The sequence below is a fragment of the Streptosporangium fragile genome (genome assembly GCF_039534445.1).
Taxonomy (GTDB): Bacteria; Actinomycetota; Actinomycetes; order Streptosporangiales; family Streptosporangiaceae; genus Streptosporangium; species Streptosporangium fragile.
On the sequence record NZ_BAAAVI010000007.1, the window covers coordinates 91,578 to 103,393 of the forward strand.

Here is an 11,816-nt window from a genome sequence, read left to right on the forward strand (position 1 = left end):
CGCCCGGCCCCGGCCCGCCCGAGGCGGCGGGCCGGGGCCGGGAGACGGCCGGTCAGACGGAGCGGTAGAGCTCGGCGACCCGGAAGGCCAGGTCCAGCGACTGGCTGCGGTTCAGGCGCGGGTCGCACGCGGTCTCGTAACGCAGGGCGAGGTCGTCCTCGACGATCTCGGCCCCGCCGCCCACGCACTCGGTGACGTCGTCGCCGGTGAACTCGATGTGCACGCCGCCCGGGTGGGTGCCGAGCGCGCGGTGCACCTCGAAGAAGCCCGCCACCTCGTTCAGGATGTCGTCCAGGCGGCGGGTCTTGTGGCCGCTGGGCGCCTCGAAGGTGTTGCCGTGCATCGGGTCGCAGATCCAGGCCACCTGGGCGCCGCTCGCGGTCACCTTCTCCACCAGCTCGGGCAGGTGCTCGCGGATCTTGCCGGCGCCCATCCGGGTGATGAACGTCAGACGCCCGGCCTCGTTCTCCGGGTTGAGCTTGTGGACCAGCGCGAGGGCGTCCTCGGCGGTGGTCGTCGGGCCGAGCTTGACGCCGATCGGGTTCTGGATGCGGGAGAAGAACTCCACGTGCGCGCCGTCGAGCTGGCGGGTGCGCTCGCCGATCCAGACCATGTGCGCCGACACGTCGTACGGGCGGCCGGTTCGCGAGTCGATGCGGGTGAGCGCGTGGTCGTAGTCGAGGATCAGCGCCTCGTGCGAGGAGTAGAACTCCACGGTGTGGAACTCCTCGGGGTCGGCCCCGCAGGCCCGCATGAAGGCCAGCGCCTGGTCGATCTCGCGGGCCAGCTGCTCGTAGCGCTTGCCGGCCGGCGACTCCATCACGAAGTCCTGGTTCCAGGCGTGCACCTGGCGCAGGTCGGCGTAGCCGCCCTTGGTGAAGGCACGGATCAGGTTGAGCGTCACCGCGGAGGAGTGGTACGCGCGCAGCAACCGGCCCGGGTCGGGAACGCGGGCGCCGGAGGTGAAGTCGAAGCCGTTGACCATGTCGCCCCGGTAGGCCGGGAGCTCGACGCCCTCGCGGATCTCGGTGTTCTTCGAGCGCGGCTTGGCGAACTGCCCGGCCATCCGGCCGATCTTCACCACGGGGACCTTGGCCGCGTAGGTGAGCACGATCGCCATCTGGAGCAGTGTCTTGAGCTTGTTGCGGACGTCGGCCGCGGTGGCGCCGGCGAAGGTCTCCGCGCAGTCGCCGCCCTGCAGGACGAACGCCTCGCCGCGGGCCACCGCCGCCAGGTCCGCCTTGAGGTTGTCGCACTCTCCGGCGAACACCAGGGGCGGCAGCCCCTTCAGCTCGGTGACGACCTTGTCCAGCTCGCCGCGGTCGGGCCACTCGGGCTGCTGCGCCGCGGGCAGCTCCCGCCAGGAATCGAGGTTGATGCTCACGACATACCAGGCTATTGCAACCGGCCCCGCTAACCGACCCCGATGTCCACGGAGTGAGAACGTCTTTATCCCGGGTGGGCCCCGATCGGGCTCCTGACGTGCTCGGGCAGGACGCCCAGGCCGATGAAACGCCCGGTCAGGCCGCGGAGCACGGGGATCCGGGTGAGGTCGGGCGGCACCCGCGCCGGGCGGGAGCCCGCGGACAGGGCCGGGCGGACCAGCAGGTTCTGCACCGCGCGCTGGGCGAACTGGGTGACCACCGTGGGCGGGGTGCGCCGGCGCTGGACCCGTGCGAGCAGCGACTCGGGGATCTCCGCCCCGGCCGCCAGCGGGCCGGCCAGCAGGTTGGCGGCGGCGACCGCGTCCTGCACGGCCAGGTTGATGCCGACGCCGAAGATCGGGGACATGGCGTGCGCGGCGTCGCCGATGACCAGCAGCCCCGGGCGGTGCCAGCGGCGCAGCCGGTTGAGCGCGACCGAGAGCACGCTGACGTCCTCGAAACCGCCTATCAGCCCCGCCCGGTCCGCGAGGTGCGGGAGCAGCCGGGCGACCGGCTCGCGCAGCGCCTCGATGCCCTGGGCGCGGAGGGCGTCGAACCCGCCCTTGGGGATCACGTACGCGAGCTGCCAGTAGCTCTCGCGGTTGATCGACAGCATGATGTGGCCCGCGGAGATCCGGAGGAACGTCCCGTCCGGGTCGGCGGACCCGCGCGGCAGCCGGAACCAGACCACGTCCATTGGGGCCCCGTGCTCGACCGGGACGAGCCCGGCGGCCCGGCGCACGTCGGAGCGGCGGCCGTCGGCGGCCACGGTGAGCGCGGCGCGCAGTTCGTGCTCGCCCGAGGCGTCGCGGTAGCGGACCCCGCGCACCGCGCCGCCCTCGCGGATCACGTCGTGCACCTCGGCCTCCATGACGAGGCGGAAGTTCGGGTAGCGTCCGGCGGCGGTCGTCAGCAGGGTGAGGAAGTCCCACTGCGGGACGAAGGCTATGTACCGGTACTTGCCCGGGATCCGCGACAGGTCGGCGACCGGCGTCCTGGCGTCGTCGGTCTCGACCGTCAGCCCGTACGCCTTGCGGTGTGGCAGCCGATGGAACTCCTCTGCCAGGCCCAGCTCGTCGAGGACCTGGAGGGTCGAGGGGTGGATGGTGTCGCCCCTGAAGTCACGGAGGAAGTCGGCGTGTTTCTCCAGCAGCGTCACCTGGACGCCGGCCCTGGCCAGCAGTAGCGCCAGCATGGCCCCCGCCGGGCCGCCCCCGGCGATCACGCATGTGTTCTGAGTCATAATTCATCACCTGATGAAATTATGGCACGGGACTCGCCGGAAGAAAACCGGTTCCGCGGTGATCCGCCCGCCAAGCGGTGCCGGATGGCGGGTGCGCGGACGGAACGCGAACCCGCGGGCGTGCCAGGCCCCTGACCGGCACCCGGGACCGGTCGTCCCCCGCCGGGTGGACGCGCCCCGCGGCCCGCTTGCGGGACAGTGGGACCATGACCGTCTACGAGACAGAGCGGCTGGTCGTCCGCCGGTGGACCGGCGACCGGACCGACCTCGACCGGCTGACCGACATCTACACCCGCGAAGAGGTCACCCGCCGGCTGCCTCCCTTCGCCTTCGAGGCGGCCTCGGCGGTGGAGCGGTGGCGGGCCCTGCACGAGGGCGACGCGCGCTTCGGGTCCTGGGCCGTGGAGGTGCGGGAGACCGGCGTCGCCGCCGGGACCGTGCTGTTCCGCCCGATTCCCGGGGGAGACGGCGAGATCGAGGTCGGCTGGCACCTGCACCCCGACTCCTGGGGTAACGGCTACGCCACCGAGGCGGCCCGGGGCGCCGTGGAACGCGGCTTCGCCGCCGGGATCCCGGAGGTGTTCGCGCTGGTCAAGCCGGACAACGAGGCGTCACTGGCCGTCTGCCGCAGGCTGGGCATGACCCCGCTCGGCCGGACCGACCGCTTCTTCGGCCTGGAGGCGGAGATGCTCCGCCTCGCCGCGCCCCGCTGACACCCCGCCCGGCCGCCGTCCGCGGGACCGGGCGCGCCCCGTCGGCCACCGCGGACCGGCCGGTGCCTTTCACCGGGAACGGCAAGGACCTCGAGAGGAAGGGCGTGTCCGTGGTCGGCCCCTTCGAGTCGTCACGCCGACGCGAGGGTCACGGCCGCAGGTGGTGTGCCGCGTGGTGTGTTTGTCGCAGGCCCGCTGATCAGTGATCCGATGTTTCCGTGCGGCGGGTGAGTCGCTTCGCGCCTCTTCGGCTCCGCTCGGCTCCGCGAGAGGGCTGGGGGATTCCGTGACGCGGCCACGCGTGACCGGCGTCCTTCCGGGCGCCCTCGCCTTAGCCTCGTCACGAATTGCAGTTAAATAAATACTTATAGTAGTAACTGATTGTGTATTGATAAACTTTCATTGCTGCTGATATTTTTCTCGCAACGAGCACATCGCTCGAGCACCACCACTCCCGCGGGGCTGCCATGACCGCAATGATCACTTCCCCCCTCGACAACGCCGCGCTGCTCCGGGTAGAGGACAGAGTCCTGTGGCTCGCCACGGCCATCGTTCACCACGCCAACCGGGTGCGCCCCAATCACTCCGGGGTAAAGGTCGGAGGTCACCAGACATCGAGTGCCTCGATGACGTCGATCATGACGTCCCTGTGGTTCACGCACCTGGAGGCTGAGGATCTCGTCTCCGTCAAGCCGCACGCCGCGCCCGTACTGCACGCCATCAACTACCTGCTGGGGTACCTGGACGCGGGATACCTCACCGAACTTCGCGCCTACGGCGGGTTGCAGAGCTATCCCAGCCGCCGCAAGGACCCGGACCGGGTGGACTTCTCCACCGGTTCCGTCGGGATCGGCGCCACGGCCGCGGTGTGGTCGTCGCTCAGCAACCGGTACATCGGCGATCACTTCCCGGTGTCCACCGGCCGCCGGCACATCGCCCTGCTCGGCGACGCCGAGCTCGACGAGGGCGCGTGCTGGGAAGCGGTGGCGGACCCCCTCGTGGGGCGCCTGGGCAACGTGCTCTGGGTCGTCGACCTGAACCGGCAGTCGCTGGACCGGGTCATCCCCGATATCGAGGCGGACCGGCGGATCGCGATGTTCCGGGGCGCCGGCTGGCATGTCCAGGTCCTGAAGTACGGCACCCTGCTCCAGGAGATCTTCCGCCTGCCGGGAGGTCAGGACCTGCGACGCCGCCTTGACGCCATGGCCAACGAGGAATACCAGCGGCTCCTGCGGCTGCCCCCGGAGCAGCTTCGCGAACGGCTCCCCGGCGGAGGTCCGGGTGCACCGGCGATCGCCGGCCTGGTGAGGGGGCTCGACGACGAGACGCTTCACGCGGCGGTCCGGAACCTGGGCGGTCATGACATGCGGGCGCTGACCAGCGCCTACCGCGGCGCCGACCTCGTGCCGGATCGTCCCTCGGTCGTCTTCGCCTACACGGTGAAGGGCCGGCGCCTGCCCGGCCAGGGGCATCCGCAGAACCACTCGGCGCTCATCACCACGGCCCAGTACGAGCAGCTCGCACGGGAGCTCGGAGCGGATCCGGGCGACCCCTGGCGGCGCTTCCCGGAGAACTCGCCGGAAGCCGCCCTGTGCGAGGCGACGGGCCGGAGGCTGACGAGGGCGGAGACACCCGAGACCCTCCCGCCCCAAGCTCCCGCGGAGGTGAGCAACGGGCACCGGGGCCTGCGGACGACGCAGCAGACCCTCGGCCGCCTCCTTCTCGACCTCGGCCGGAGCGCCCCCGACGTCGCGCGCCGCGTGGTGACCGTCTCACCGGACGTGGCGTCGTCGACGAACCTGGGCGGCTGGATCAACAAGGTCGGAGTGTGGTCCACCGGAGATCGCAGGAACTGGTTCTCCGACGATCCCGACGCGGTGCTGCGGTGGGACGAGAAGCCGTCCGGCCGGCACATCCCGCTGGGCATCGCCGAGGTCAACCTCGTGGGCCTCCTCGGGGAACTCGGCGCGACGTGGTCGCGGTACGGGGAAACGCTGCTCCCGATCGGAACGATCTACGACCCCTTCGTCGCCCGCGCGCTCGAACCCTGGTCGTTCGCCATCTACGGCGGAGGCCAGTTCATCCTGGTGGGCACCCCGTCGGGGGTCACCCTCGCTCCCGAGGGCGGCGCCCATCAGTCGATCACCACCCCGTCGATCGGCCTGGAACAGCCGGGGTGCGTCACGTGGGAGCCGGCTTTCTCCCAGGATCTCGAGTGGATTCTGCTGCACGCGCTGAACCGCATCGGCCGGAGGGGAGGCGAGAGCGCCTACCTCCGGCTGAGCACACGGCCGGTGGACCAGTCCTCGGCCCTGGTGCCCGGGACGCCGGAGGCCAGGGAGGCGCGGCGTAAGGCGGTGCTCTCCGGCGGGTACCTCCTGCGCGCGCTGCCCGGCGCGGAGGGCCGGGCGGTGACGCTGGTCGGAGTGGGCGCGGTCATGCCCGAGGTCATCGCGGCCGCCGAGGACCTGAGCGGCCGGGGGATCGCCGCCGACGTCGTGTGCCTCACCAGTCCCGACCTCGTTTACCGCGCGTGGCGGGCCGCCAGAGGACTGTCGGACGACGGCGATCCGCGGGTGCTCGACGAGTTGTTTCCCCGCGGTGCCGTCCGGCCCATCGTCGCGGTCATCGACGGACACCCCCACACGCTCGACTGGCTCGGAGCCGTCCGGGGAGCGCCGATCTCCACCCTTGGAGTCGATGACTTCGGACAGTCCGGTGATGTCCGAGATCTGTACCGGCATTTCGGAATCGACAGCAACAGCATTGTTTCCGCCGCGCTGAACCTTGTTCAGTGCTGACTCGCACCCTTGGAGCAACGATGCCCGACCTGAACACGCAGACGGAGATCCTGCGCTATGCCGCGTTCACCCGTGACCCGGAGGGCGGCAACCCGGCGGGGGTCGTACTGTCCGCCGACGGTCTCGGTGACGAGGTGATGCAGAAGATCGCAGCCGACGTGGGCTTCTCCGAGACCGCGTTCCTGTTCGCGCCGGCGACCCCGGGAGGGCCGCATGCCGTGCGCTACTTCTCCCCGCTCGCGGAGGTCGGCTTCTGCGGGCACGCCACCGTCGCCCTTGCCGTGGCGTACGCGGACCGGCACGGTGCCGGCCGTCTGGTCCTGCAGACCAGGGTCGGCACGGTTCCGGTCGAAACGCGGCAGACCGGGGACGGCTTCACCGCGACCCTCGTCAGCGTGCCCCCGAGCGTCCGGGACGTCACCGAAGAGGATCTTCATGAGGCGCTGGCCGCGCTGAGGTGGACCCCGGACGACCTGGACGCCGCGCTGCCCCCCAGGATCGCGAACGCGGGGAACGACCATCTCGTGCTCGCCGCCCGCACCCGTGAGCGTCTCGGCGAACTTCACTACGACTTCGATCGGCTGGGCGCGCTGATGGCGGCCCGCGGCTGGACCACGCTCCAGCTCGTCTGGAAGGAGGACGAGCGCAGTTACCACTCGCGTAACCCGTTCCCGCCCGGCGGTGTCGTAGAGGATCCGGCGACCGGTGCCGCCGCTGCGGCCTTCGGCGGTTACCTGCGGGAACTGGGTCTGGTGGCCGTTCCCACGGAGGTCGACATCCTGCAGGGCGAGGACATGGGCCGGCCGAGCGCCCTTCGGCTTCTCATCCCGGCAGACCGCGCGAGCGGAATCTCCGTCACCGGAACCGCGGTGCCGATGCGATGACGTGGTATTCCCGCGAGGAATCCGCGCCTTCACCACCGCAGCACATTCTCAACCGGACAATCCGCGATCGTCTCCGTCACCGGAGATCCAGAGAACCGCTCATGCCGACACGGCAAGCTCGAAGCCCAACCAGGAGCGAGCAGCATGATAAACGATACGCCGATCATCGAACTCGCCGACGTCGACCAGATATACGCGGGCCGCGGTACGAATGTGGAAGCCCTCCGGGGGTTCACCCTGGATTTACGGGACGGCGAAGTCCTCACCATTGTCGGCCCCAGCGGCTGCGGTAAGTCCACACTCCTCAATATTCTCGCCCGGTTGGAGAGACCCTCCCGGGGCACGCTCAGCTTCCGGGGCGTAAACGCCGACAACTCGGACGTCGAGATCGGATACGTCACCCAGTCGGACACGCTGTTCCCCTGGCGGACCCTTCTCGGCAACGTCGAGTATCCTCTCGAAATCCGCGGAGTGAGCAAGGACGTCCGCCGTGAACGCGCTGTGAGCCTGCTGGAAAGGGTCGGTCTCAAGGGCTTCGAGAACCACCTGCCCTCCGAACTCTCGGGCGGTATGCGGCAGCGCGGGAACATCGTACGCGCGCTGGTCTACGATCCCGACATCGTGCTCATGGACGAGCCGTTCGGCGCCCTGGACGCCCAGACGCGGCTCGTTCTCCAGGACCAGCTGCAGCGCCTGTGCGCCGAGGAACGCAAGACCGTCGTCTTCATCACCCATGACCTGCAGGAGGCCATCGCGCTCGGTGACCGGGTCGTGGTGATGACGGCACGGCCGGGGCGGATCAAGGTGGTCCGGACGGTGGGGCTGGAGCGGCCCCGGGACCTGAACCGCATCCACGAGGTGCCGCGGTTCCAGGAACTCCTCAGCGAGCTGCTGGAGGCGCTGCGCGAGGAAGTCACCCTCGCCGGCCACGGCCCGGCGGGAAGGTGACGTCATGACGGTGGTCAACGAATCCAGCCGGCGCAGTCCGCGGCGCGTCGCCGAACCTCCCCGGAGAAGGCCGCGTCACCTGCCGGTCGCCGTCCTCCGGCTGATTCTCCTGGTGGCGGTCCTCGCCGTCTGGCAGCTGTTCCTGGGCCGTTTCGTCGATCCGCTGTACCTGCCCACGCCGGCGGCCATCTGGCAGTCCGTGGCCGGCTCCGTCCAGGGTGGGGAACTCTGGCACAACCTGTCGGTCACCATGGTGGAGACGTTCCTGGGCTTCGCCATCGGAGCCGTCGGCGCCCTGGTGGCGGGCCTGTCCCTCACCCGTGCGCCGCGTGTCGCCGACGTCCTCGACCCGTTTCTCGTGGCGCTCAACGCGACTCCCCGGGTCGCGCTCGCCCCGCTCTTCGTCGTCTGGTTCGGCATCGGGTTGCTGTCCAAGGTCATCCTGGTCATCACGCTCGTCTTCTTCATCGTCTTCTACAACACGCTCCAGGGACTGAGGAGCGTGAATCGCGACTATATTCGGGTGGCCCGTGTAATGGGCTCGAGCGAGGCTCAGATATTCCGCAAGGTCACACTCCCGGGCGCGATGCCGCTGATCATACTCGGAATCAAGCTCGCACTTCCGTACGCCCTCATCGGGGCGGTGATCGGTGAGTTCATAGCCTCGAGCTCGGGGCTCGGCTACCAGATCAAACTCTCGTCCAACACGTATGACACGGCGGGCACCATGGCCGGCATCCTGATTCTGATGCTGGTCGCCGTGCTGCTCAACGTGGTACTCGAACGAATCGCGCGGCGGGTCCTTTTCTGGCAGCCCAACGACGTAAAAGACAATCGCCAGGCCAAGGGAATCTGACTCCACCCGGTGGGAGGAAACAATGTCCGGTCTCGGGTTTCGGCGATCGGGATCGATCGGCCGGCGTGACATGCTCAAGGGGCTGACCGCACTCGGCGGCATGGCGTTCGCCGGCCCGGTGCTCGTGGCCTGCGGAGGCCCGGCCGGGGGGAGCGGGGCGGCCCGGAGCGTCAAGCTGACGCAGGCGGTCGACTCGCTGGCCTACGCGCAGAACTACGTCGCGAGGTCGAAGGGCTACTACGACCGGCAGGGGCTTTCGGTCGAGACCATCGTCACCGACGGCGGCGGGCCCGATGTCCAGGCGGTGCTCGCCGGCAGCGCGGGGTTCACCATCAACGACGGCGCTCAGGTGCTCACCTCGTTCACGCAGAACCGTCGTCTGGTCGCCGTGGCGGCGCTGTTCGACAGGTGCCTGGTCAACGCGACGATGTCCGCGAAGACCGCCAAGCGCCTCGGCATAACCGAGAAGAGCAGCTTCGACCAGAGAGTCGCGGCTCTCGAGGGACTGAAGATCGGCGTCACCGCGCCCGGGGCTCTCACCTGGCAGGTGGCCCGTTACAACCTGAAGAACGCCGGAATCGACCCCGACAAGGGCGCGGAGCTCGTCGGTCTCGGCGCCGGTGCCTCGGTCCTCGCGGCTCTGGAGAACGACCAGGTCGACGTCATCTACATCTCGGTCCCCTTCGGGGAGACCGCGGTGGCCAGAGGCAGCGGCGTGACGTTGATCGACCACAGCGCCGGCCAGGATCCGAACCTGCAGAAGTTCATGATGGAAGGACTCTGGGTCATGCCGAGCGCCCTGGACGGGGACGGCGACACCGTCCGGGCCATGGTGGCCGCTCTCACCCAGGCGTCGGACTTCATCAGGAGCAGCAGCCCGGAGCAGGTCGCCGATGTCCTCCGGAAGGATTTCCCGAAGTTCCCGCCGGACGTGCTGACGAGCGCCGCCAGGAAACTCCAGGCCGCCGTCTCCGAGGGCGACCGCTGGGACGCGCAGGCCGTGGAGGCGACGAGGAAACTCCTGTCCACCAACGGTCTGCTTCCCGCCTCCGTTTCCGCAGACGAACAACTATTCGAGGACCGATACCTATGACCGGCCAGCAGCGTGTAGAGATCGTTTTCGAGACCGCGAAGGTCATCGCCGAGGGTATCGGCGCCATGTTCGGCAGGGACTGCGAGATCGCCGTCCACGATCTACGCAATCCCACCCACTCACTCATACATCTCGTCAACGGGAACGTCAGCGGACGCCAGCTCGGGCACCCGATCAGGGACCTGATCTACAAGGTGCTTCCGAACATCGGCGACAAGGACGTCCTCGCGAACTACGCGACCCATCTCGAGGACGGGAGAGTACTGAAATCCACCTCCTGCCTCATCCGTGACGAGAACGGCGACCCGCTCGCCGCCGTCTGCATCAACTACGACGTCAGCAAAGTGAAGATGCTGGCCGGCGCGCTGGACTCCTTCCTCGGCATCGTCGATCTCGAAAAAGAGGCCGGCGGCGGTATGACGCCGCCCCTCGGGGAGGCCGAGGTTCTCAACATGCTTCAGGTGCTCGTGCAGAACACCGTCAAGGAGTTCGGCCGGAACCCCAAGAAGCTCAGCCGCGAGGAACGCCTTCGGGCCATCGACTTCCTGGAGAGCAAAGGAGCGTTCCTCATCAAGGGAGCCGTCCCCATGGTCGCGGAGTGCTTCGGGATCTCGGAGGCGACGGTGTACCGGTACGTCGACCAGGTCCGGGGCGCCCGCTGACCGGACGCACGGGCCCGCCGGTGACGTCCGCCGAAGATTCAACGAACCTGGAGACCACCTCTCGTGATCACACACGTCGTGCTTTTCAAATTCCGGGACGAGTGCGCCGGGAAAATCGATACGTCGCAGAAAATGCTGAGCTCGCTGCACGGGCGGGTTCCGCAGATACGCAGCCTGTCCGTGGGGAGCAACATCCTCCCCTCGGCACGGGCTTACGACCTGTGCCTCATCGCGACCTTCGACAGCCTTGAGGACCTGGCGGACTACCGGGCGCACCCCGAGCACCGGTCGGTCGCCCGGGAAGTCGATCGGTACTGCCAATCCACGGTGTCGGTGGATTACTAGGTCCCGCGGACGCCATCCGGAGCAAGGAACAACAGATGTCCCGCGTTGTGCGTTACCGCCGGAGCGACGGCCGGCCTCGCTGGGGTGTGCTGTCGGCCGACGGCGAACGGGTCCACGAACTCGCCGGTGGCCCCCATCCGATGGGGACACCGGGCGAGGCGTCCGAACCGACCGCGTCGATCGAGATCATGGCCCCGGTCCGGCCGAGCACGATCGCGTGTGTCGGGCTCAACCACGGCTTGACCCGGGCCGCGCTCGACAGGCCCGCCTCCCGCCAGCCCATGATCTTCCTCAAGTCCCCCGGTTCCGTCACCGGGCCGAACTCCTCCATCGAATGCCCGCCCGGCGCCGACGTGCTCGACGTCGCGGGTGAGCTCGCCGTGGTGATGGGGCGGAGAGCGCGCCGTGTCGCGGAACACGAGGCGATGAGCCACGTTCTCGGCTTCACCTGCGCGAACGATGTGGGGGTCCGTGACTGGCTCACCTCCGACAGCCAGTGGTTCCGCGCCAAGAGTTCGGACACGTTCTGCCCGCTCGGCCCCTGGATCACCACTGGACTGGGCGATCCGGACGCGGCGTCCATCACGCTCGCCGTCAACGGAGAGAAGCGTCAGAGCGGTTCGATGGCCGAACTGACATGGAAGATCCCGCAGATCATCTCGTACGCCAGCTCGTACGTCACCTTCGAACCCGGGGACGTCATCCTCATGGGCTCCCCCGCTGGACTCGCCGCGGCGTCCCCGGGCGACACCGTAGAGGTCACGATCGAGGGAATCGGAACCCTGGTGAACACCGTGACCGCACCGCACGAGGCACGGAGGACCGTCTTGTGATCATTGAGAAGGAT

The 11,816-nt window shown here is 68.8% G+C and carries 11 protein-coding genes; 9 read left to right on the plus strand and 2 right to left on the minus strand.

The genetic code is table 11. The annotated features are described in order from the left end of the window. Positions 1 to 52: 52 nt before the first annotated feature. Positions 53 to 1,384: a class II 3-deoxy-7-phosphoheptulonate synthase gene (locus tag ABD841_RS06935; RefSeq protein ID WP_344968996.1), complete on the minus strand. Its 1,332-nt coding sequence runs from the start codon at positions 1,382 to 1,384 to the stop codon at positions 53 to 55. A gap of 65 nt (positions 1,385 to 1,449) precedes the next feature. Continuing rightward, a complete protein-coding gene (locus ABD841_RS06940) occupies positions 1,450 to 2,667 on the minus strand; it encodes an FAD-dependent oxidoreductase (RefSeq protein WP_344968997.1) in 1,218 nt (405 codons plus the stop codon). A gap of 206 nt (positions 2,668 to 2,873) precedes the next feature. Here ABD841_RS06940 and ABD841_RS06945 point away from each other — a divergent pair, with 206 nt between their 5' ends. The 9 genes from ABD841_RS06945 to ABD841_RS06985 all read left to right on the plus strand — a co-directional run bounded on the left by ABD841_RS06945 (position 2,874) and on the right by ABD841_RS06985 (position 11,802). Next, positions 2,874 to 3,380: a GNAT family N-acetyltransferase gene (locus tag ABD841_RS06945; RefSeq protein WP_344968999.1), complete on the plus strand. Its 507-nt coding sequence runs from the start codon at positions 2,874 to 2,876 to the stop codon at positions 3,378 to 3,380. 476 nt (positions 3,381 to 3,856) lie between these two features. After that, complete coding sequence (locus tag ABD841_RS06950; protein WP_344969000.1) at positions 3,857 to 6,181, plus strand: transketolase-like TK C-terminal-containing protein; 2,325 nt, start codon at positions 3,857 to 3,859, stop codon at positions 6,179 to 6,181. 20 nt (positions 6,182 to 6,201) lie between these two features. Next, positions 6,202 to 7,065 carry a PhzF family phenazine biosynthesis protein gene (locus ABD841_RS06955; protein ID WP_344969001.1) on the plus strand — a complete coding sequence of 288 codons (864 nt, stop codon included), beginning with the start codon at positions 6,202 to 6,204 and terminating at the stop codon, positions 7,063 to 7,065. 144 nt (positions 7,066 to 7,209) lie between these two features. Beyond that, positions 7,210 to 8,013, plus strand: a complete 804-nt coding sequence (locus ABD841_RS06960; protein ID WP_344969003.1) for an ABC transporter ATP-binding protein — start codon at positions 7,210 to 7,212, stop codon at positions 8,011 to 8,013. Positions 8,014 to 8,017: 4 nt separating this feature from the next. After that, positions 8,018 to 8,869 (plus strand): ABC transporter permease, encoded by an 852-nt coding sequence (locus tag ABD841_RS06965; RefSeq protein WP_344969005.1) that lies wholly within the window; start codon positions 8,018 to 8,020, stop codon positions 8,867 to 8,869. A gap of 70 nt (positions 8,870 to 8,939) precedes the next feature. Next, positions 8,940 to 9,962: an ABC transporter substrate-binding protein gene (locus ABD841_RS06970; RefSeq protein WP_344969007.1), complete on the plus strand. Its 1,023-nt coding sequence runs from the start codon at positions 8,940 to 8,942 to the stop codon at positions 9,960 to 9,962. Next, positions 9,959 to 10,624, plus strand: a complete 666-nt coding sequence (locus ABD841_RS06975; RefSeq protein ID WP_344969008.1) for a helix-turn-helix transcriptional regulator — start codon at positions 9,959 to 9,961, stop codon at positions 10,622 to 10,624. The genes ABD841_RS06970 and ABD841_RS06975 overlap by 4 nt, the downstream gene beginning before the upstream one ends. A 63-nt stretch (positions 10,625 to 10,687) precedes the next feature. Next, entirely contained in the window at positions 10,688 to 10,969 is a 282-nt protein-coding gene (locus ABD841_RS06980) for a Dabb family protein (protein WP_344969010.1), read from the plus strand. A gap of 35 nt (positions 10,970 to 11,004) precedes the next feature. Further along, a complete protein-coding gene (locus ABD841_RS06985; protein WP_344969011.1) occupies positions 11,005 to 11,802 on the plus strand; it encodes a fumarylacetoacetate hydrolase family protein in 798 nt (265 codons plus the stop codon). Positions 11,803 to 11,816: the final 14 nt, after the last annotated feature.

Bases quoted from the DNA above. Each gene is read 5' to 3' on its own strand.
- ABD841_RS06940 (WP_344968997.1), bottom strand. From the start codon at position 2,667: ATGACTCAGAACACATGCGTGATCGCCGGGGGCGGCCCGGCGGGGGCC.
- ABD841_RS06945 (WP_344968999.1), top strand. From the start codon at position 2,874: ATGACCGTCTACGAGACAGAGCGGCTGGTCGTCCGCCGGTGGACCGGC.
- ABD841_RS06950 (WP_344969000.1), top strand. From the start codon at position 3,857: ATGATCACTTCCCCCCTCGACAACGCCGCGCTGCTCCGGGTAGAGGAC.
- ABD841_RS06955 (WP_344969001.1), top strand. From the start codon at position 6,202: ATGCCCGACCTGAACACGCAGACGGAGATCCTGCGCTATGCCGCGTTC.
- ABD841_RS06960 (WP_344969003.1), top strand. From the start codon at position 7,210: ATGATAAACGATACGCCGATCATCGAACTCGCCGACGTCGACCAGATA.
- ABD841_RS06965 (WP_344969005.1), top strand. From the start codon at position 8,018: ATGACGGTGGTCAACGAATCCAGCCGGCGCAGTCCGCGGCGCGTCGCC.
- ABD841_RS06970 (WP_344969007.1), top strand. From the start codon at position 8,940: ATGCTCAAGGGGCTGACCGCACTCGGCGGCATGGCGTTCGCCGGCCCG.
- ABD841_RS06975 (WP_344969008.1), top strand. From the start codon at position 9,959: ATGACCGGCCAGCAGCGTGTAGAGATCGTTTTCGAGACCGCGAAGGTC.
- ABD841_RS06985 (WP_344969011.1), top strand. From the start codon at position 11,005: ATGTCCCGCGTTGTGCGTTACCGCCGGAGCGACGGCCGGCCTCGCTGG.